Here is a 20,130-nt window from a genome sequence, read left to right as displayed (position 1 = left end):
AACCATCCGTAAACCATGCCAAGACGGTAAATATTTTATCTCGAACCGATCGGGTTGCAGGAGGTTGTGGGCGGGTCTGCAACAAAGAGGCCCAGCCGATCCATGCACCGCTTACCCATCTTGCCCGCCCTGTTGATCTCCTTCGGGATTGCCTACGGAATTTGCGTCTGGGCGACGTCGGATAAGCCGGTCAGCTTTTTCGAAGCCCAAGCGGCGTCGCAAATGCGTGGAACTGTCGATCGCTCTGAATAGCTGTAACGCCACGGAAGGTGGGGCGGTCCGGTCCTATTATTCACATGGCCACCTTCGTGCACGAGCGCGCGGGCAAGCGCCTCACGGCAATGGCGTAGGTCGATCTTTGCCATCGCCGTGGCCACAGCTTCTCGCACGGTTGGACCTAATGGCTCGGCCAAGCGCCGAGCGGCGTCATCTTTCCTGTTCAAGGTAAGAAGGATGGGTAGCGGACTTCGCCAGCATGAAAAACGCGATTATGCACAACGCGCAGAAGCACGCGATCACGGCAAGTGAGCAGGCAATTACGACCTCAGCCATTTGGATTGTCCTCTAAATGTCGGGTGCTAGTCGGCGAATGATGTCCGCTATAGGACGGGGCGAGGTGAGCATAGTGCTTCTCCACCGTTCGGGTGTCGCTGCGACCAAGGGCCTGTGCCACGATGATCAACGGAGCGCCATTTCGAACCATCGTGCTGGCGTAGGTATGCCGCAGCTCATGTAGCGTCACATCCGACAGGCCGGCCTGTTTCAAAAGCGCTTTCCAGGGCCGATGGTAAATAGCCTTGGCCCAAACGACGCCGCTGTCTTGGGTAAGCAGGGGTTCACTGCCTTATCGATGGTGGGCTCTTGGTTCAGCAGAGTCCAGACAAAGAGCTCCTCCGCCACAACAATTCAGCGCATCAACCCCGCCGCGCGCAGAGCATTTTCGATGACCTTGGAAATCCCACTTGCCGGACCGCGCGCATTGGCTCGCTCCGGCGTGGGATCGATTCGGGCTGCCCGCGGTTTTTCCGTGGGTGCAAAGGACTGCAATGCGGCGCCTGAAGCGACCTCGGCTTTGGCTTTGCGTCGCACGTCCGGCTTCGTCAATTCCCAGAAGCGGGCGATATGGCGTGTCGAGGAAATCCCAACATCCAGCATGAAAGGCCCTGCGTTGCCGAGACCACCGCCGCCAGTTTGCAGTGGCGTTCCATGGCCCATGCCGGCAATGGTGAACGTCTCGACTACCTCGCGCCCGTTGCTGTCGCTCCAGACCTTCCGCGTCTGGCCGTCGACCTTCTCTATGCGTGTTGGCTTTTCGCCGAGATTGTGCACGCTTTGCCACTGCGCCAGGACTGCATCCGCGTTGGCAGGCACAACAGTCGTGTCGGCCGAGCCCTGCCATATCGAAATACGCGGCCACGGACCCTTGTGCGGCGAGGCCGCCCGCAACAGCCGCTGGAGGTCGGCTTGGGACGGACCGCCATGGCCGCGCATGCGGTCGAAGGCTGCGGAGATCGTCGAGGCACTTCCATAGGCGAGCCCGGCAATGATCGCGCCGCCGGCAAACAGTTCGGGATAGTCCGCCAGCATCACCGCCGCCATAGCGCCGCCGGCGGACAGACCGGTGAGAAAGATCCTCTTGCGATCGAGGCCATGCGTAACCACTGCCGCCTCGATCATCTGGCGAATGGACAGTGCCTCGCCGCTGTCGCGCCTGATATCGCCTGGTACAAACCAGTTGAAGCAAAGATTGGGGTTGTTGGCGCGCTGCTGCTCGGGGAACAGCACCGCAAAACCATGCTCGGCGGCGAGCTCGCTCCAGCCGGAGCCATGATCATAGCTGGCCGCTTTCTGGGTGCAGCCATGCAGCACGACGACCAGCGCCGCCTGCCGGGCCAGGTTCTTCGGAAGATAAAGCCTCGCGCGCAAGGCTCCGGGATTGGACCCGAACCCTGTAATTTCGGACAAGTGAGCGTCGTTCCGTTCTCCGGATCCAGCTGCTGGCCGCGCGTGCATCGCGCTCAGGCGAGCGATCGTATCGGATATATTTCGCAAGTCGGTGTCCTTGTGCGCCGGAATGGCACGGTCCTGCACAACGCACATGCAGCAATATCGTTGCTGCGATGCACAAGAACAAGCCGTTGCGTCCGTGAACCTATAGATTGAATTGCGCGCTCGGTGAGGCGAACTCAGAGGCCCAGCGCTAGTCTAAGTTTGCGGAGGAAACAAACCGGGTTTGCGGAGGAAACAAACCGGGAAACGTCCTCGCCGTTTGCAAGCCGCCTCTCGAGTAGCCCGAGCGACGACACAATGACTGAGAGCATGTTATTAAAATCATGGGCGACGCCGGCGGTCAGTTGGCCAACCGCCTCCATTTTGTGCGCCTGGTGAAGTGCCCGCTCGCTCTTCAGGCGACCTCGGCCGCCTCGGCCACGCGACGTTCGAGTGTATGGGAGTTTAAGCAGTTCGGCGTTGGCCCGCTCTGCAGTGCGGCGCGCTTCCAGAAGCTCTCGTTCATAGCGGCGGCGGTCGGACGCATTGAAGACGGTGATGCGGATGAACCGCAGATTGCCCGATTCACCTCGCCGCTCCGCGGCGTTGACGAGGACAGGAAGGGTCGATCCATCCGGCAGACCAGGTCCAGCGCGACCTCGCTGAAAAATGCTTGCATCCGCATCAGCGGAGCAAGTGGGTTTCGTAGTAGATTTTGCCCGCGATGTTCAGGTAATCCTGAAACCACCTGAGGAACGATAGCTAGCGTTGCCAGATCGCCTGCCGGTTTAGCGGTCGCCTAATACGGCTCATGTCTTGCCTGGTCGGTGCCTTGGGTTCAGCCAAGGATCAGTTGAGCAAGTACCATAGTGAGAGCCATCGATACCGGAACGGCTATAAGGCAACACGTCTCAATGATCCTGTTTTCTCGCTTATCCATCTTCGTCACCTCCCGATTTTCGTTCTCATTTTGACGTCTACAGCCAGCCGTGAGAAGCGGTTCCAGGCGGTGGCCGTCAGAGATGCCGCCGCTGCTGCATATTAGCAACACCTTGTCGAACCCTCGGCTGCCGAGCATTAGTCCTCCTCGCAGCGGCTAAGCGTGGCGCCCCGCAACCCTGCATGATGTCTTCGAAGATCGGGCCGATCTCTTCATCGATCTCTTGGCCCGGAATGCCCTGGCTCGCGCTGCCCGTTTTGCGTCCACAGCCATATCGATCACCATCCGATATCCAATGGGAGAGAAAATCGCTTCCCCGCTTGCCCATTCTTCCCGAAAGTCCTGCAGCCATGCATGGCAAGAGTCTGCCTCGCCACGCACATGCTTCACGCTTCATGCCTTTTGGCGCCGATCTGGCGTGGCTTTGATGCCAGCCCCTCCAGACCGGCTTCATCGATCAGGTGATGGATTGGCCTCGCCGGGCAGCGCCTGGCTGAATTGGATGCGGATTTTGGCGGGGATCACGCTTTCAAGGATCTCACGCCGTTCCTCCAGTGCCATGTCGCGCAGGTCATGACCATTGAGGTGCAGCAGGTCGAAGGCGACAAAGTAGAGGTCGTGCTGCCGTCGTGTGATCGCCTTGCGCAGCTCGGCGAAGTCAGACAGGCCGGCATCGTTCAACACAGCCGCACTTTCGCGACGCCAAGTGACTCCACTTGGCTGCAAATGCGCGCTGGTCGCCGAAGGTGCGTAAGCGCACCCCTTGATAGGGGATCGGAATTCCGCATGTCAGGGTCTGCTCCAATCGGAGACCGCACGGCTCAACCATTCGCCGGAAAGGACTGTTTCTCGCCGATACGAGCTCGTAAACATGGCTCGCTCCGAGTTCACGTCGGACAAGCGGAAGCTCTCGGCGCTGAAGTTGCAGGCTGCCGCGGCGATAGCGGCGTTTCTGACAAAGATTCGCCAGATCAGAATCGAGTTCACCTTCCGTCATCCACTCTTTGGATGATATGGAAAAGGTGCTCGGGAGACGAGAATGTCGGTTAAGGAGGCGAACTGACATTCGCCGAAGATCGGAGGATGCATGTCGAAGACCGATGCAGTCGACGCATGCGGTGAAGTCGCCAAATGATAGGCGGTTGTTTCAGGCCGGGGATGGGCGGTTGGCTTGGCATTGCGCTCCTGGCCCTCTTGCCTTCCGGTCCGGCCTTCGCTTTTGAAAGCCCGGATGAAGTTAGCGCAGCGAATCCCCTGAAATGCGGAGCACCTGACGATTATTCCGGGTCGAGCGAATGGGTCAGCAACTTCAGCATCAGCGACAAGCGTCAACCCGTCGGTCCGGTCTTTCAGCAAACACGAAGCAACGTTCTTGATCGTAGGGTTGCGCTTCTACAGAGCGTACTCACGGACAAATCTGTTTACGCCTCAGCGATTGATGGAGTGTTTGGTTCGCAGACAGCAAGCGCTGTGAAGTCCTTCCAGAGCACATATGGAATGCCCGTTGACGGCACAGTGGGGATGCAGACCGGTAGTGCACTCGGGCTGCCGTTTTGGCAAGCGAACAAGGCGCGCAGTCTAGCCCCGCCATTTCGCGACGATGCGAAATATCCTGAAGCTACTGAATTCAACTTCAGAAGTCTGGTCGGGATCGGCAATTTCTTTAGCAGCCTGCCGGACGCTGACTATAGTTCCTCAAATGCGCTTACTCGGAGGGCCCTTCGAACAAACAATCCCGGCGCCATAAACATCTCGAAATGGCAGCGAGACAGCATGAGAGGATATGTGGGTTGCACTCTGCCAGACCGGTACGGCAACCAAACTGCCATTTATGAAACCCCAGAGTATGGGGTAGCTGCTTGGGGTTTTCTCCTCCGCAAGATCTATTTCCACGGAAACAAGTCTAAGGTCACCGTCGGCGACATTGTGGATAAGTATAGAGGCGACAATTCCCGCGATCCTTACATTGATGGATATAAGAAATATTCCGATGGCAAATTGGTCGAAGATTATGAAGTCGACCTGTATAGCAATCGTGAACTCGCGATGCTGGCCATTGCCGCCTACTCGCACGAACTCGGCTCCTGGTATCCTCTCACGGACAAACAGCTTCTGGCAGGCTTTTCAATTACCGATGATTATATTGACTTGGGCGTCAATGACGAAGTCATCGTGTCTTCTGAAGAGATGAATCCGGATCTCTATGTAAAACATCCTGATAGCGAAGGCCCGGCACGCTCGACCGGCTTAACCGCGGCTCAGTTGAGCACAGCCGATGCAAAGGTCCAGGCCGGACTACAGGAGCTCCTCGATGCAGAGGATGGACCTCCCGGCGCGATCGCCACGCTCTACCGCGACGGTCGCATGACCGTACTCACAGCGGGGCGCGCCGATGTCATATCGGGTGAGGCGCTGGGGGTCGACCAATACATGCGCATCGCCAGCATCTCAAAAGCATTCAACGGCGCCATTGCCCTGCACCTCGTCCAGAAGGGCCGGCTCGGCCTCGACGACACCATCGGCCAGCACCTGCCTGATCTGCCGGCGGCATGGTCGGCCGTCACGGTCCGCCAGATGCTGAATCACACCAGCGGCCTGCCCGACTACTTGCAGTCCAAGGGCTTGGCCGAGCAGGTCGCGACAAATCCTCAAGGTTACGTGCAGCCCATTGAGATCATCGGCTGGGTCCGCAACGACCCGCTCGAGTTTACGCCCGGCACCCAGTATACCTACTCCAACACGGACAACGTCGTCGTCGGGCTGATCGCCGAGGCGGTCACAGGAATGCCCTACGGGACGCTGCTGAAGAACATCGCGTTTGGTCCTGCCGCCCTCGCCCGGACGAGTTTCCCCACGCGCGACATCGCGCTGCCTGCGCCCGCCATCCACGGCTATGTCGTCGCGCCCGGATCCGAGCCGAAAGATGTCACGACCTTCGTCAGCCCGAGCGGTGCGTGGGCGTCGGGCGCGATCGTGTCGACGCCTGATGATTTGTCGATGTTCATACGGGCAGATCTCGGACTGAAGTTCTTCGGCGCTGCCGAGCAGATTGAACAGATGAAGTTCGTGGCCGGCAATTCCAGTCCGCCCGGACCCGGGACGAACGAGGCCGGTCTCGGACTGTTCCGCTACACCACGCCGTGCGGTGTCGTTTATGGCCACACCGGCAGTTTCCCGGGCTACACGCAGTGGGCGGCGTCAACCGCCGACGGGACGCGCTCGGTCACCACCACGCTGAACATCGCTGAGCCGGCTGGCGCGTTGCTCGACCGCTTGCGGGAGGTTCAGGCTCAGGCGGTCTGCGCTTTGTTGGGGCACTGACGGGTGTGCATCGCGGGATGACGGACCCCAACATATTTGCTAATTTGCTAAACCAAGTTTCGAATAACCGTTGATTATCCCTGCCACGACATGTCAGCGAGTTTGATTGATGCCTCTTCGCAAGGCGCTGTCCCACTGGTTCGACGCAGTACGTCGCGTGTCCATCAGTCTTGCAACCAGTGCCTTCATGGTCGGACCGAGCCTTAGCCAGACGATCCCCGAGCGGATCGATTCGGTGGTTTCGGATCAGAACGAGATCATCCGACGCTATTCCGCTCCGAGGAAGCCCGGCACGATTGACCTGTCAGTTCCGGATGCACGCAAGGCAACGAGCTCGGAACAAGCCGAAAAAACAATGTTTACCTTGAGGTCGATAACCGTTCGAGGCGCGGTGACGGTGCCCAGCGCTACGCTGGAGCAAGCGTGGGCCGCGCAGCGGAACAAAAAGATAAGCGCCGCCGACCTTTACGCCATCGCCGAGCGGATCGACGAGATCTACCAGAAGGCCGGATATTTCTCGTGGGCCGTCGTTCCCGAGCAGGACTTTTCATCCGGCAACGTCGTCATCGTTCTCTACGAATCCTATGTGCGCCGGGTCACCATCAACAGCGCCATCCCTGATATTGACCGGCGTTTGAAACCTTACATCGATCGCATCGTCGCCATGCGGCCAATCCGGATCAAGGAGGCCGAGCGCGTGCTGTTGCTGATGAGCGATCTTGGCGGCCTGACCATCGAAGGCACTTTCATTCGGCCCGAAACGCCCTCCGCCGGCGGTGATCTGAAACTCGACATTGGCTTCAAGCGGGCCGGCGCAAACGCAATAGTCGACAATCTCGGCAGCAAAGCCGTCGGCCCATTTCAGCTGACCGGCACCGGCACCTTCAACGATGCGCTTAGGCTGTTCGATGTGGCGAACATCGCCCTGGTGACCATTCCGGACAGTCCCGAGGAGTTGAAGTTCGTGCTGGCTTCGCACGATGTCCCGATCGGGTATGACGGACTGCATGTAGGATACAGCATCGGTTATGTCTCTTCCCAGCCGGGCGCCGACCTCAAGCCTCTCGAGCTCGACATAGCCTCTAGGTTCGGCAGCGCGTATGTCAACTACCCACTGCTGCGGACAATTGACCACAGCCTGTTTAGCCGCCTTGAATTGAACTTCAAGGACAACTCGCTGGCGTTGGGCGGCGAAACGCAGACGGATGAGGACCTCCGATGGCTGGCGGCCTCCCTTAAGTATACCGGTGAGTTGGAAAACGGCGCCATCACGCTGACAGGTACTTTCGGCCAAGGCCTCGACGGCTTTGGCGCGAGCAGCAGCACCGATCCGCTTGCACCGCGTCCAGGCGTTCCTGATGACTACAGGTATTTTCGGGGCGACCTCGACCTTACCAAGGAGATCGCTTCGCTGGCCGTCGCCCACCTCAGAGTGGCTGCGCAATATGCGCCGACGGCGGTGCCATCGTCGGTCCAGTTGGTGCTCGGCGGCGATCCCTATGGCCTGGCTTTCGATGGCTCGGCCGCTTCAGGCGATAGCGGGATAGCGGCCTCGCTGGAATTGGGACGCAACATCGAACTCCCGGAGGCTTTGCCGATCCCAAATCTGAACGTGTTTGCTTATGTCGATTACGGTGCGGTCTGGAACCACGATACGGGCGTGGATTACATTGAGGCGGAACTCGGCTCGGCCGGAATAGGTGCAAAGGCTGCATTTGGGCAACACCTCAATGCAAGGGCGCTTGTTGCGGTACCGTTCAGAGATAACCGAGGTCTGACTGATACCGGCACGCGTTTTTTGTTCCAGCTAATCAGCTCGTATTAGGTGGCGTAGCTCCCGCCTGAACTGCCCTTATCTTGGCGCAAGTTGCGCGACGAGATCATTCGTTGCTGCGACCATCGCCTTGAACCCACCGACACTGAACTGATTGATCGAGGCGAAGACACCGACACCGCGCGTTGGCGCCAACACCACATAACTGAACTGCCCCTGCAATCCGCCGGTCTTGTTGAGCATCATGGGCTTGTCCTTGTCGGCCAGAACTCCGACCCAGCCAAGCGTCATCATTCCCATTGACCCCGCATCGTCGATGCCGATTACCGGCGAGAGACCGTCGCGCCAGAGCCAGCCCGCATGGTCGACGGTACGCTCCGCATCGCCGGCCGCATCCTTGCGAAGGTGCCAGGCCATGAACTTCATCATGTCGGCGGCGGAGGTGTAGAGCCCGCCCGCGCATCCGATCGTTTCCGGCGAAGGAACGAGGGGCAACGGTGTGCCGTCGAAGAAATGGCCCTGCATGGTCCGCGCCGCATCGCCTTCCGCCAGGTTGAGCTTGGTGTCGGTCAGTTGGCGGGGCGTGAGCACCCGCTCGGCCAGCAGATCGCCATAGGACTTGCCACCGGCATTGGCCAGCGCGAGGCCGAGCAGATCGTAACCCCAGTTCGAGTAAAAGGCACCCGTGCCGGGAGGGAAAAGATAGGGTTCTGGCTTCGCAAGCTCAGCGCGGCTGAGGTCGAAGGTATTGCCGGCGAACGGGTCGTCCGGCGTGCCGCCTGTCTGGTTCGGTACCTCGCGCGGCAGGCCGGATGCCTGCGTCACCAGATCGATGAGCCTCGGCGTTCGTCCTTCGAGCCCAGGCACGGTCCAGTCCTTCCCGAGGTGTTTGGCAAGGGGATCGGTCGCGCCGATGACGCCATCCACAATCATCGAGCCCATCAGATCGCCGCAGAAGGTCTTGGAGATCGAGGCTATCCGCATCAGCGTATGTTCGTCGGGCACCTGCCCCGAGCCCTTGCGGATTTCGCCGAAGCCAGCGAAGGCCGTCTCGCCGTTGCGAACCGCGGCGATCACGAGGCCAGGAGCGCCCGAGCCCAGGAAGGCGATGCCGCCGGCAAATCCCACGGCTTCCTCAAGCAGACGATCTTTGGCGGCGGCGACGTGAGGAGCCGCAAGGACGCAGGCTGCCGTGAAGCAGAGGATGAGCAAGCGCCTGTGGCCTGAACCGGTCATTGGAATGTCCTCGACGAGAAATCTGATTGTGAGACGAGAGCGCAGTCAGCGGGGCGCGAGCTGATAGATCAGTTCGTTTACTGCGTGCACCATTGCTTCAAAGCCCCCGGCGTTGAACTGGTTGATCGCCGCGAAGACGCCGACGCCGCGCGTCGGCGCGATGGCAACATATGTAAACATGCCTTGTCGCCCTCCGGATTTGTGAAGCACCAGCGGACGGTTGCCGTCGGCCTCTACCACAACCCAACCGAGTGCCATCGCATCCATCGGCGCGCCACCGTCGTCGAGGCCCAGCGCCGGAGAGAGCCCATCCCTCCGGACTAGGCTGGCGTGGTCGATAATGCGGCGTGCATCGTCCTCGGAGCCGCCTTGAGCCAAGTGCCAGGCTATCCACTTCAGCATATCGTTGGGCGTCGTATAAAGCCCCGAGGCGCATTCCATCGTCATCGGTGTCGGCACGAAGGGAAGCGGCGTGCCGTCGAAATTGTGGCCCTGCATCAGCCGGCCCTCGTCACCAGGTCGCGGATTGAAGACCGTGTCCACCATGCCGCGTGGCCGCAACACACGCTCCTCCAAGACGGTAGCGTACGGCTTGCCAGCCGCTCCGCTGATCGCCAGTCCCAGGAGGTCGAAGCCCAGGTTCGAATAGAGCGCGCCAGTTCCGGGAGGAAACAGAAACGGCTCCCCGTGCATGGCTGCGATCATCGCTTCCTTTGTGTGGCCGGCGTAGGGATCGTTGGGTGTTCCACCTGCCTGGGCCATCTCGCGCGGCAGGCCGGATGTCTGTGTCGCGAGGTCGATGATCCTTAGGGTCCGCCCATCCTTCTCAGGCACCACGAAACCGTCAGGCAGGTGCGTCTGAACAGGGTCAGTCAGGCCGATCTCTCCTTTTACCAACAAACTGGCGAGAGCGTCTCCGCAAAATGCCTTCGAAATGGATGCCACTCGCATCATTGTGTCGGCATTCGGCTCTATGCCGGATCCGCGGACCGTTTCGCCGAAACCGGCAAACGCCGTCTCGCCGTTGCGAACGCCGGCGATCACCAGGCCCGGCGCGCCTGAACTCACAAAAGCGAATGTACCGGTGAATTCGACCGATTCGTCCAGCAGCCGATCGGCGTTTGCAGGACTTGCGCAGGTAAGGACGGCAGCGGCAAGGAAAAGACGTAAGGGTATTGTGCGGGTGGCGGTCATCGGCTTCGAGCTCACCATTTCGGAAATCAGGGCGGACTGTCCACTGCCTTTTACAGGGCGATCACTGTGGCCAGTCAACAACAGAGAGGTCAAGCGGCAGCACGTCTTCCAGTTTCTGGGGCGGGACGCGCGGCGTAAGCGTCATCGGCGATCCGGTCGCTTCCGCCTTGTCAAAATCCTCGGTGGTCTCGCCGACCGCGGTGATGGTAAAGCTGTCGAACACATAGGGGAGGCCGTCCGAGGCCAACGGAGAAGCGCTGTCCATCACATGCAGGTGCAAATGCGGCGCTTGACTGTTCCCGGTATTGCCGACTTCGCCAATCTGATCGCCGCGCTGCACCTTGTCTCCGAGCTTCACCTTAACGCTCCCCGGCCGCATGTGGGCGTAGTTGACGAACAAGCCCGAGCCGAGGTCGAGCACGACGAAGTTTCCGTCGGCCTCGTCAATCGGCAAGTTGGCGGGCAGCGCACCGGGCACTTGGTCCTGCAAGTCGTCGCGCGTCCCGACCACGGTGCCGTCGGCAACGGCAAGGATAGGCTTGCCATAGATGTGGTAGTTCGCAGGAACCTTAAGGTCGCCCACGACCAGCGTGTTGTTGTCGTCGATTTGCTCCCAGTCGATAGCGAAACGCTGGGCAAGGTAGAACTTGCCGTCGAGCGACAGCAGGGCGCGGACATGGCGGATGGAATCGCAGCAGCCGTCAGCCGCGACATAACCCTTGCCGCGCAAAGGCGGCCCAAGAGCCACCGGTGCCTTCGCAACGACGGCACCCTCGCCAATCGTCACCGTCATGTCGGCGCCGATGACCGCGAAAAACGCCGTGATCTCGTGGGTAATGCGAGCCGGAACCGCCGCGCCGTCCGCAAGCACGACATGCAGAAAGATGACGGCGAACTGATAGGCGGCCAACTCGCGGTTTTCGTTGCCGCGGCTTGCGCCCGGCGTGACGCGCGTGCGCAATTCATCCGGGCCGAGTTCTGCAAGCGGTGCTCCGCTGTCGGCATCGACGACCTTGAGCTTCTCGAAACGGACATCGCCGCCAGTGATATTCGTCACTGCCAGTTCGTAGACGATGTGACGCCTGCCGTCCGAGCCTGGAATCACATGCGGGGGAGCGATGATCTCCGCAACGAGTGGCGTGAGCTTCGGATTGTCGCTGGCAGCGTGCACCCCGGATGGAAATGTTGCCAACAACAGCACAAAGGTCGAAAGGAGCCAAATTGGAACCCGCATTCGAACGCGCCTCCTCTGCACACGCTGACTTTGCGACGCGAGGGTACGACAATGAAGGCCGGGAGCCAAGGTGGCGTGCGGCACATGGAAGATTCGCCGACCCTGGCGCAACAGCGGCCTCAAGTGTTGTCGTTGGCATGTCTGGTTTACGGGAATAAAGCTGCCTGGGCCTCCGCAACAAAGATGTCGGCACCAGTCGCAATGTGGCTCTAGGGTTGTTGCCGGTGGCGCGGCGCGACCCTTGGCCGTCCTGACCGATCATCCCACCGGGCTCATCCGCATCATTCCCTACCGGCTGCACCTTTGGGTCGATCGCGCCGTAGGCGTGGTGTTTGTCAGCGTTAGGCATCTATTCGAAAAACGAGGGTTTGACCTATTCATCGACATAAGATCGGTTCCGCCCGCCGTCGATTTTCAAGCCGAACTTTGGCGTGGTTTGACCCACACTGCATAGTCGTCGGGCAGAATGTCTTCCAGCTGTATGAGATTGTGCTTTTCCGGGGAGAGGACCAAGCTATCGGGAAAGGGCGTGGTCGGCTATCGAATCAGTGCTCAAACTGCGATGGAAATCCCGCAACTTCAGATGCCGATGATCAGACCTCTGAAACGTCCTACGCAATCCCAACAAGTGCTGGTTACGGGAGGTTCCGGCTTCCTCGGTATGTGCTGTATCTTGCAGCTGCTCGATCTTGGATACCGGGTTAGATGCACCGTACGCTCGCTGACACGCGTCCTCGGGCAAAGTTTCTCTTGTCAGCTCACGACTCCATCCCCCGTCGTTCGCGAGCGAACGGCACTATTCTGATACCCGCCGTTCATCAGGCGGACGACGAACTGGCCTCGAAGTCGGCCTGGAACCTGTGCTGCGGTTAAGGCATCCGACGTGATGATCGCGGTCGACAACTAGGTCGGCGAATTGGAAACGACCGCCACTCCAGCAAATCTGCATTAGATCAAAATTGCACGCTGGCTTACAGGCTGTGCGCAGCAGAGCCAATTCTCTTGCGATGCCGCCCCGCCTACGACAGGATCGCCGCAACTGGAGGTTAGCCTATGACGCCAGACCCCTTGCGGCCCGACCACCCGCCACTCGACACTCCAGTTGCCGTTCGTCGTATGCAAGGCGCGCACCTCGGGAAGACCGCGCAGTTTGCGGTTCACCTGTGTCGTCGATTTGCCGACGAGCTCAATCATCATGACGGCATGGACTGCGTTGTCGTCGTAGTCCTCCCGCACGCGGACCGTGAAGCCCGTGAGGGTTCCCGTTGCCAGAAGCCGGTCGAGCCTGTTCTGGATCGTGCCTCTCGCGACGCCGACGGCTTCGGCAAGTTTTGCCAGCGAGGCGCGTCCGTCTACCCTCAGATGGGCGATGATTGCCCGGTCGAGCGCATCGGGGGCATATTTTGCGATGTCGCTGCCGATCATCGAATATTGACCGATTTGACAATTTCATTGGGCATATTTGCTATCCTTGCGCAATTTGCAGGGCGATGTTGAGATTTTGATCAGTATGGCTTGGCCGTACGCTGGCTGCAAACGTCCAGATAGCCCGCAGGAGACCGAGCATGCCGAGCCCCCTTCCGTCCGCAAAGGCCATGGTGCCCTTCGTCAGCGTCGACAACATGATGCGCCTCATCCACACATCGGGATCGAGACGATGCTGTTCGAGCTGACCGACGCCATTGAGAGGGATTTTCGCCGCTGGGAGGTCTTCGACAAGACACCGCGCGTGGCAAGCCATTCCCATGACGGGGTGATCGATATTTGGTGGGAACCTATTTGACGGCGACTCCGAACAGGTCAACCCGACGGGCCCAGACCAGCGGTCGACATGGCTTCCCCCGTCGCAACCTTTTCCAGGAATGTCGCCGACGGTACGAAGAACAAATTGCCGGTGACTGCACGGCTGAAGTCCAGCAACCGATCGTAGTTGCCTGGCGGGCGGCCAATGAACATGTTCTCGAGCATCTGCTCGATTCTGCGCGGCGAACGGGCGTAGCCGATGAAATAAGTGCCGAACTCGCCCTTGCCCACGTCGCCGAATGGCATGTTGTCGCGGACGATCTCCAACTGCTCTCCGTTCTCGATGATTGTGGTCAGCGCATTGTGGGCGGAGGTCGGCTTTACGGCATCGTCCAGCTCGACATCGGTGAGTTTTTTCCTGCCAACAATTCCCTCTTGCTCCTCGATTGGGAGCCCGTTCCATGCTTTCAGATCATGCAGGTACTTTTGCACTATCACATAGCTGCCTCCGGCAAATATGGGGTCCTCCTCGCCGATGATTGCGGCCTTGACCGCGCGCTCAGCCACCGGGTTTTCCGTGCCGTCGACGAAGCCGATCAGGTCGCGGTCATCGAAATAGTTGAAGCCGTGCACCTCATCTGCTGTGGAGACTGCGCCATCGAGCCGCGACATGATCTGCGTCGCCAGTTCGAAACAAAGATCCATGCGCGGCGCACGAATGTGAAAGAGGATGTCGCCTGGCGTCGAGACGGCGTGATGCAGGCCTTGTATCTCGCGAAATGGATGCAGGTCCTTCGGTCTGGAGGCTCCAAACAAACGGTCCCAGGCATTTGAACCAAACGCCATGACACACGACAGCCGGCCGTCCAGGTCGCGGGACCCGACTGCGCGCACGAGGGTGGAAAGATCGGCACATAAGGCCCGCACCGTCGCCTCGTGTTTTGGTCCAGAATTTATCGTCACCACGAGAAATATCGCGGCCCGCGTCAGCTGCGCGACGACTGGTTGCGAAACAGCGGATGGCAAGGTCGAATCCACAATAGGTCCCTTTATCTTGTTCGTAACGCCACTGGTCGACCGGCACAGGCGGCGGAAGGGCGGAGTTGCAAGCACCGACGCGAGATGACCCCAGCATCATCTCCGCCTCAGTTGGTCAGGATTTTGCCCGATCAGTATTCGCCGACGTCGATGACTGCCTGGGCGACAGCCCGTGGGGCTTCCTGCGGCAAGTTGTGGCCAATTCCGCCGGTGATGATCCGATGCGCGTATCCGCCTGAAAATTTCTTGGCGTAGGAACTGCTGTCGGGGTGGGGTGCGCCATTGGCATCCCCCTCAAGGGTGATGGTGGGCACCGTGATCACCGGGCTTTCGGCCAGCCGTTTTTCCAGGCCGTCATATTCCGGCTCGCCTCGGACCAGGCCGAGCCTCCAACGGTAATTGTGGATGACGATGCTGACGTGATCCGGGTTGTCGAGACACGCAGCGCTGCGATCGAACGTGGCGTCGTCAAAGTCCCACTTCGGCGAGGCGATCCGCCAGATAAGGTTTGCGAAATCGCGCCGGTACTGTTGATACCCGGCCCGGCCGCGTTCCGTCGCGAAATAGTACTGATACCACCATTGGAGCTCGGCCTTCGGCGGCAGCGGCATTCTGTTTGCCGCGAGACTGCCGATCAGATAACCGCTGACCGAAACGAGCGCATTGCAGCGCTCCGGCCAGAGCGCCGCGATGATGCAGGCTGTGCGTGCGCCCCAGTCATACCCGGCGACGATCGCGTCGCCGATCTTCAGCGCATCCATCAATTTGATGACATCGACAGCCAGCACGGACTGCTGGCCGTTGCGGACCGTCTGACTGGAGAGAAAGTGCGTCGTGCCATGACCGCGCGAGTACGGAACGATCACGCGATAGCCCGCCATCGCCAACAAGGGAGCGACATCGACAAAGCTGTGGATGTCGTAAGGCCAGCCGTGAAGGAGGATAACGACGGGACCGTTGGATGGACCAGCTTCAGCGTAGCCAACGTTCAGCAAGCCGGCGTCGATTTGCCTGAGCGCAGCGAACGAGGCAGCCGTCGATCGTTCTGTCGTTGCTCCGCCCAGCTCTGAAACGCATTGTGCTTTAGCAGTGCGAACTGTCGTGAACTGGGTAGCAACCAGACCCATTGCGGCAACGCCGACAAAGGCCCTGCGATAGCGATCAATTTCTCCCGGCGGTCTTGTATTTTCCATTCTTGCAACCTCGTTCGCGGCACCATCGGATGCCACCTGTTTTTGACACAGCACTGGCATCACCTTCATTCATCAGCTTGGCGTTCCCGGCCTGCATGCCTTGGCAGCCTCTTTGGACAGTCGAGGCGTCGGTGGCTCCACCGACTGAAATTCAGAAATACATTGAGCTGGAATGACGCGATTGCCGGGCAGTGTAGAAAGTTGCGTTTGAACACGCGGGAAGGTCACGCTTTGTGCCGCCTCGCTTTGCATCCTTAGAAATTCGGGGCGTAACCCGTCGCCGCGCTTGGCAGCGATCAGGTGGAGTATCTGCAGCAACGGAAGCATGGACAAACTCCTTCGTAATGTGTCGTGGCTCAAGGGTGACACGACACGCGGCCGGTCTCGCACTTAGACAAGGCCCTCACGAGTCATTGCGACGCGAACGGCCGGACGGGCCGCAATTCGGGCGCGCAGCGCTTCCAAAGGAGCCGGAACAGGGACTTGGAAGCGGGCTGCCCAAAGCAGCATCACGAAAAGGTAGAAGTCCGCGACGCTGGGTTCCTCGCCGAACAGATAATCAGTCTTGAGACCGTTCGCGAAGAGATCAAGTTGCGACGTAATCGTGCTGCGCGCCTTGGCCTTTTCAGCATCGCTGCCATGGTGCCACATGGGTTTGAAGCTTCGGTGTATTTCAGTTGAGACATAGGTCAGCGCTTCGAGAACGCGGGTACGGCCCAGTGGCCCTTCCACGCCCAGTGCCGGGTATTGCGCCGCAATCCAATCGAGGACGGCGATATTCTCTGTCAGAACTTCCCCGTTATCCAGCACGAGGGCTGGCACATACCCCTTGCGCGTGACCGTGGTGAAATCATCGCCCGAGCCCGTTCGTTTGGTTTTGAGATTGACCGTTTCGCGCTCGAAGGCGGCACCGGCCTCCTCCAGCGCGATGTGGTCGGCCAGGCTGCAGGCGAGCGGGCTATAATAGAGTTTCACGGCTTTTCCCTTGTCTGAATCGGGACGCAGTTCGCAAATTGGTCGGGCGGAAGCCCGCCTTGCGCCGCGCACCGATTATCGCTGCGCGCGGCGTCCATGAGGTTCCAGAAATTCTCACTTGCCGGAAAGGAAGGCTACGACACCGACAGGTAGGCGTGCCTATGCCGAGGTATGATCAAGCTAAGCAATCGTTCTGCGATTGCCGCGTCCGAGGCCGAAATCCTGCTCAAGCGGGGAAAGACAACAGCAAGGCTTCAGAACCACCACACCTGGCGTCCTCGACAGGCCGGTAGTCCTTCGCTCAGGAACCATAAACGAAAGTATTGGACGCACGTGCCCTTGGCACGATGGCCCACATCCCGCCACGGCCGGCATAGTTCAACGCGAAATGAGCAAACGCGAAAGGCGAGAGGCCGCAGCCGGGTTTCCCGACTGCACGCCGACGCACTGAAGCAGCTTTCCCAATCAGAGGAGTCGTCATCATCATGACCGAGCTTTCCCCAACTGAAACAGGCACCACCGCATTGCCCGCCGAGGCACTGGCCACGGTCGAAGTCGACGTCTCCTCGCTGATGCCGGGAATGTCGCTGGTCGTGCAATGGCGCGGCAAACCCGTCGTCGTTCGCAACCGCACCGAGAAGGAAATTGAGGACGGCAAAGCTGTAAGCTTGGCCGAGCTCAAGGACCCGATCGCCCGTAACGCCAATCTGCCGGCCGATGCGCCGGCAATCGACACCAACCGCACGGCGCCGGGCAAGGAAGCCTGGATCGTGATGGTCCAGGTCTGCACGCATAGCGGCTGCATCCCCGTTGGTCAGCAAGGCGAGTTCGGGGGCTGGCTCTGCCCGTGCCACGGCTCGCAATACGATACTGCCGGCCGCATCCGCAAAGGCCCAGCGCCCGAGAACATGGCGATACCCGTGTTCCAGTTCATTGCCGACACCAGAATCCGTATCAGCTGAGAGGGGGGCGTTTCGATGAGCGACAAACATTCGACCTATACGCCCAAGACCGGTATCGAACGCTGGTTCGACGCCCGCCTGCCCCTTCCGAGGTTGGTGCACGATAGCTTCATCGTCTATCCCGTCCCGCGCAATTTGAACTACGCCTACACGTTCGGCGGCATTCTCACGGTCATGCTGGCTTCGCAGATCCTCACCGGGATCGTGCTGGCCATGCATTACGCTCCGGATACCGGGCTGGCCTTCAATTCAGTCGAGAAGATCATGCGGGACGTGAATTCGGGATGGCTGCTGCGCTCTCTCCATGCGAACGGCGCCTCCTTCTTCTTCATTGCCGCCTATATCCATATCTGCCGCGGGCTCTACTACGGCTCTTACAAGGCGCCGCGTGAGCTGCTGTGGGTGCTCGGTTGCACCAACCTCTTGCTGATGATGGGGATCGCCTTCATGGGCTATGTGCTGCCTTGGGGACAGATGTCGTTCTGGGGAGCCACCGTCATTACCAACTTTTTCACGGCCATCCCATTGGTCGGTGGCTGGTTCCAGCAGCTTCTGCTCGGCGGGTTCGCGGTCGGCAATGCGACGCTGAACCGCTTCTTTGCGCTGCATTACCTTTTGCCATTTGTGCTTGCAGGTGTGGTGACGTTGCATGTCTGGGCGCTTCACGTCGTCGGGCAGAACAATCCAGCCGGCATTGCTGTGAAATCAAAAACCGATGTCGTGGACTTCACACCCTATGCCACCGTCAAGGACGCGTTCGGCATCGTCGTGTTCCTGTTCTTCTTCGCCTATTTCGTCTTCTACCTGCCGAACTATCTCGGCCATCCTGACAACAACACAATCGCCAATCCGCTCAAGACGCCTGCTCACATCGTGCCGGAATGGTACTTCCTGCCCTTCTATGCGATCCTGCGCGCCATCACCTTCAATGTCGGCCCGATCGATTCAAAACTTGGTGGTGTGCTCGCCATGTTCGGCTCGATCGTGGTGCTTTTCGTCGTGCCCTGGCTCGACAGGTCCAAGGTTCGCTCGGCCGTTTACAGGCCCTGGTACAGAGTGTTCTTTTGGCTCTTCGTCACCAACGGCCTGTTTCTCGGCTGGCTTGGTTCGCGGCCGGCCGAAGGGAACTACGTCGTCATGTCTCAGTTGGCGACGCTTTACTACTTCGCCTTCTTCCTGATCGCACTGCCGGTGCTGGGCTTGATCGAGAAGCCACGGCGGCTGCCCAACTCGATCACCGAAGCGGTGCTCGAGAAGAACAAGGGGGTCGGCGGCAAAGGCGCGAGCGCGGCGGCCGGAGACCAGACGTTGATGAGAAGAGGCGATGATCGTGTCTCGCCAGCCGGCCTCGAAAGTCGCCGATAGCAACACGTTTTGGGTCGAGCCGTTGCGTCTAGGTGACGAGACAACTTCATGTCGCGCGCTAGGAACCACGCTGCTAGCTGAAAAACAGGGATTGCGATCATGGTCGATCTGGGTCCGGCGATGAATTTGTGGAACTCACCGCTAATCTACATCGTGTCGCTCGGCCTCGCCGGAATTGTCGTTTGGAACCTCGTTCCGGCACGCTTCGCCAATGCGAGGCTGATCGTCCAACTGGTCTTTTTCCTTGCAATGTCGATCATGGTTCTTGAACTGCGGGTCGTCCCGTACGAGCCCGCACGAGGCGATGAGACAACCAGCGGAGCGATCCTCATCGGATTGGTCAAGCTGCTGTGGTGGGTACATCTTGCTTGGGCGCTAATCGGGTTTGTCCGCATCTATGTCGTGTTCGAGCGAAAGCCGCACGAGGCACGCCTCCTGCAGGATGTCGTGGTCGGCGTCGTTTACACGGGAATGCTCCTTTCGATCCTCGCATTCGTCTTTGCCGTGCCGGTCGGAACGCTCATCGCCACGTCGGGCGTCTTTGCCGTCATGCTGGGTCTGGCGCTCCAGAATACGCTTGGTGATGTATTTTCGGGAATCGCGCTTAACCTCGGCCGCCCTTATGTGCTTGGAAACTGGATCATTCTGAACGACGGAACCGAGGGCCGCGTCGTCGAGACCAATTGGCGCTCGACCCAACTCCTCACCCCGGCCCACAACGTCATCGCACTTCCGAACAGCCTTGTCGCCAAAATCGGGGTAACAAACCTTAGCGGCCCAGACGAGAGCCATGGACTTGCCGTGACGGTAAAGATGTCTCTGACGAAGACGCCGGCTATCATCGTAGACACGATGCGCATGGTCCTGCTGAGCTGCACCTCGATCCTCCAGGACCCCTCGCCCGTGGTAGCCATCACAAGCCTGGATGCGGCGGCAATCGAGATCGAGCTGTCATTTCGCGTCGCCAGCCTTGATCAGCGGATTGCAGCTCGGAACGAAATTTTCGATCTCGTCTATCGCCACTCAAGGTCGGTTGGGGTGCTGCTGGCAGCGCCACTTTCAGCTTCGATTGCCGTGACCTCCCCGCCAATCGACGGGACGGCGACCTACCAAGGCTTCGCCGCGATCGACTTGATCAAGGCCATACCGATCTTCTCGGCCCTAAC

The 20,130-nt window shown here is 59.6% G+C and carries 18 protein-coding genes and 2 pseudogenes; 8 read left to right on the top strand and 12 right to left on the bottom strand.

The genetic code is table 11. The features are described 5' to 3' along the window. Positions 1-544: 544 nt before the first annotated feature. Together EOC83_RS27490 and EOC83_RS27485 are read right to left on the bottom strand one after the other, a co-directional pair. Complete coding sequence (locus EOC83_RS27490) at positions 545-742, bottom strand: tyrosine-type recombinase/integrase (RefSeq protein ID WP_244514468.1); 198 nt, start codon at positions 740-742, stop codon at positions 545-547. 164 nt (positions 743-906) lie between these two features. After that, positions 907-2,052: a PHB depolymerase family esterase gene (locus tag EOC83_RS27485; RefSeq protein ID WP_063170874.1), complete on the bottom strand. Its 1,146-nt coding sequence runs from the start codon at positions 2,050-2,052 to the stop codon at positions 907-909. Between the two features lie 281 nt (positions 2,053-2,333). On the opposite strand from EOC83_RS27485, the gene EOC83_RS27480 reads away from it, so the two are divergent. After that, positions 2,334-2,741, top strand: coding sequence for a hypothetical protein (locus EOC83_RS27480; protein ID WP_063170632.1), 408 nt, complete (start codon positions 2,334-2,336; stop codon positions 2,739-2,741). 604 nt (positions 2,742-3,345) lie between these two features. Here EOC83_RS27480 and EOC83_RS27470 read toward each other — a convergent pair. Next, positions 3,346-3,613, bottom strand: a pseudogene (locus tag EOC83_RS27470) (ATP-dependent DNA ligase); the annotation flags it as partial. A 474-nt stretch (positions 3,614-4,087) separates the two neighbouring features. Between EOC83_RS27470 and EOC83_RS27460 the strand changes: the two are divergent. Further along, complete coding sequence (locus tag EOC83_RS27460; RefSeq protein WP_082826802.1) at positions 4,088-6,250, top strand: serine hydrolase; 2,163 nt, start codon at positions 4,088-4,090, stop codon at positions 6,248-6,250. A 109-nt stretch (positions 6,251-6,359) separates the two neighbouring features. Continuing rightward, on the top strand, positions 6,360-8,075 hold the full coding sequence (locus EOC83_RS27455; RefSeq protein ID WP_082826769.1) for a ShlB/FhaC/HecB family hemolysin secretion/activation protein: 1,716 nt from the start codon (positions 6,360-6,362) through the stop codon (positions 8,073-8,075). A 27-nt stretch (positions 8,076-8,102) separates the two neighbouring features. Here the strand turns inward: EOC83_RS27455 and ampH (EOC83_RS27450) are convergent, their stop codons facing one another. From ampH (EOC83_RS27450) to EOC83_RS27440, 3 genes are all read right to left on the bottom strand, one after another. Continuing rightward, complete coding sequence (gene ampH / locus EOC83_RS27450) at positions 8,103-9,260, bottom strand: D-alanyl-D-alanine-carboxypeptidase/endopeptidase AmpH (RefSeq protein ID WP_063170636.1); 1,158 nt, start codon at positions 9,258-9,260, stop codon at positions 8,103-8,105. Between the two features lie 45 nt (positions 9,261-9,305). Then, entirely contained in the window at positions 9,306-10,454 is a 1,149-nt protein-coding gene (gene ampH, locus EOC83_RS27445; protein WP_063170875.1) for a D-alanyl-D-alanine-carboxypeptidase/endopeptidase AmpH, read from the bottom strand. Positions 10,455-10,515: 61 nt separating this feature from the next. After that, positions 10,516-11,655: a M23 family metallopeptidase gene (locus EOC83_RS27440; protein ID WP_244514466.1), complete on the bottom strand. Its 1,140-nt coding sequence runs from the start codon at positions 11,653-11,655 to the stop codon at positions 10,516-10,518. 274 nt (positions 11,656-11,929) lie between these two features. Between EOC83_RS27440 and EOC83_RS33040 the strand changes: the two genes are divergently transcribed. Then, positions 11,930-12,142 (top strand): hypothetical protein, encoded by a 213-nt coding sequence (locus EOC83_RS33040; RefSeq protein WP_164753728.1) that lies wholly within the window; start codon positions 11,930-11,932, stop codon positions 12,140-12,142. A 494-nt stretch (positions 12,143-12,636) separates the two neighbouring features. Here EOC83_RS33040 and EOC83_RS27430 read toward each other — a convergent pair whose 3' ends face one another. Further along, the gene (locus tag EOC83_RS27430) at positions 12,637-13,113 is read right to left on the bottom strand and encodes an Lrp/AsnC family transcriptional regulator (protein ID WP_082826771.1); all 477 of its coding nucleotides are present in this window, start codon (positions 13,111-13,113) and stop codon (positions 12,637-12,639) included. A gap of 40 nt (positions 13,114-13,153) precedes the next feature. After that, positions 13,154-13,312, bottom strand: coding sequence for a hypothetical protein (locus EOC83_RS32905; RefSeq protein ID WP_164752021.1), 159 nt, complete (start codon positions 13,310-13,312; stop codon positions 13,154-13,156). Between EOC83_RS32905 and EOC83_RS27425 the strand changes: the two are divergent. Continuing rightward, a pseudogene (locus EOC83_RS27425) lies at positions 13,254-13,453 on the top strand (ornithine cyclodeaminase); the annotation flags it as partial. The gene EOC83_RS32905 and the pseudogene EOC83_RS27425 sit on opposite strands and share 59 nt — an antisense overlap. Positions 13,454-13,488: 35 nt before the next feature. On the opposite strand, the gene EOC83_RS27420 reads toward EOC83_RS27425, so the two are convergent. The 4 genes from EOC83_RS27420 to EOC83_RS27405 form a co-directional block, all read right to left on the bottom strand. Further along, a complete protein-coding gene (locus EOC83_RS27420; RefSeq protein WP_206516555.1) occupies positions 13,489-14,469 on the bottom strand; it encodes a Dyp-type peroxidase in 981 nt (326 codons plus the stop codon). 131 nt (positions 14,470-14,600) lie between these two features. Beyond that, complete coding sequence (locus EOC83_RS27415) at positions 14,601-15,662, bottom strand: alpha/beta hydrolase (protein ID WP_063170877.1); 1,062 nt, start codon at positions 15,660-15,662, stop codon at positions 14,601-14,603. 72 nt (positions 15,663-15,734) lie between these two features. After that, positions 15,735-15,989 carry a hypothetical protein gene (locus EOC83_RS27410; protein WP_127224467.1) on the bottom strand — a complete coding sequence of 85 codons (255 nt, stop codon included), beginning with the start codon at positions 15,987-15,989 and terminating at the stop codon, positions 15,735-15,737. A gap of 63 nt (positions 15,990-16,052) precedes the next feature. Next, positions 16,053-16,637, bottom strand: a complete 585-nt coding sequence (locus EOC83_RS27405) for a glutathione binding-like protein (protein WP_063170639.1) — start codon at positions 16,635-16,637, stop codon at positions 16,053-16,055. A 485-nt stretch (positions 16,638-17,122) separates the two neighbouring features. Between EOC83_RS27405 and petA the strand changes: the two genes are divergently transcribed. The 3 genes from petA to EOC83_RS27390 all read left to right on the top strand — a co-directional run. Beyond that, positions 17,123-17,599: a ubiquinol-cytochrome c reductase iron-sulfur subunit gene (petA, locus tag EOC83_RS27400; RefSeq protein WP_063170640.1), complete on the top strand. Its 477-nt coding sequence runs from the start codon at positions 17,123-17,125 to the stop codon at positions 17,597-17,599. A 15-nt stretch (positions 17,600-17,614) separates the two neighbouring features. Continuing rightward, positions 17,615-18,964 carry a cytochrome b N-terminal domain-containing protein gene (locus EOC83_RS27395; protein WP_063170641.1) on the top strand — a complete coding sequence of 450 codons (1,350 nt, stop codon included), beginning with the start codon at positions 17,615-17,617 and terminating at the stop codon, positions 18,962-18,964. A 99-nt stretch (positions 18,965-19,063) separates the two neighbouring features. After that, on the top strand, positions 19,064-20,130 hold a 1,067-nt coding region (locus tag EOC83_RS27390), incomplete at its 3' end, for a mechanosensitive ion channel family protein (protein WP_245441847.1).

The sequence above is a fragment of the Mesorhizobium sp. Primo-A genome, assembly GCF_003997175.1.
In the GTDB taxonomy this organism is placed as follows: domain Bacteria; phylum Pseudomonadota; class Alphaproteobacteria; order Rhizobiales; family Rhizobiaceae; genus Mesorhizobium; species Mesorhizobium ciceri.
Note: the sequence above shows the minus strand (reverse complement) of the source record. Positions and strands in the feature narration are given on the sequence as shown.

Coding starts and splice junctions, on each gene's coding strand:
- ampH (WP_063170875.1), bottom strand. CDS start 10,454: ATGACCGCCACCCGCACAATACCCTTACGTCTTTTCCTTGCCGCTGCC.
- EOC83_RS27455 (WP_082826769.1), top strand. CDS start 6,360: ATGCCTCTTCGCAAGGCGCTGTCCCACTGGTTCGACGCAGTACGTCGC.
- petA (WP_063170640.1), top strand. CDS start 17,123: ATGACCGAGCTTTCCCCAACTGAAACAGGCACCACCGCATTGCCCGCC.
- EOC83_RS32905 (WP_164752021.1), bottom strand. CDS start 13,312: ATGTTGTCGACGCTGACGAAGGGCACCATGGCCTTTGCGGACGGAAGG.
- EOC83_RS27410 (WP_127224467.1), bottom strand. CDS start 15,989: ATGCTTCCGTTGCTGCAGATACTCCACCTGATCGCTGCCAAGCGCGGC.
- EOC83_RS27415 (WP_063170877.1), bottom strand. CDS start 15,662: ATGGAAAATACAAGACCGCCGGGAGAAATTGATCGCTATCGCAGGGCC.
- EOC83_RS27480 (WP_063170632.1), top strand. CDS start 2,334: ATGGGCGACGCCGGCGGTCAGTTGGCCAACCGCCTCCATTTTGTGCGC.
- ampH (WP_063170636.1), bottom strand. CDS start 9,260: ATGACCGGTTCAGGCCACAGGCGCTTGCTCATCCTCTGCTTCACGGCA.
- EOC83_RS27430 (WP_082826771.1), bottom strand. CDS start 13,113: ATGATCGGCAGCGACATCGCAAAATATGCCCCCGATGCGCTCGACCGG.
- EOC83_RS27460 (WP_082826802.1), top strand. CDS start 4,088: ATGGGCGGTTGGCTTGGCATTGCGCTCCTGGCCCTCTTGCCTTCCGGT.
- EOC83_RS27395 (WP_063170641.1), top strand. CDS start 17,615: ATGAGCGACAAACATTCGACCTATACGCCCAAGACCGGTATCGAACGC.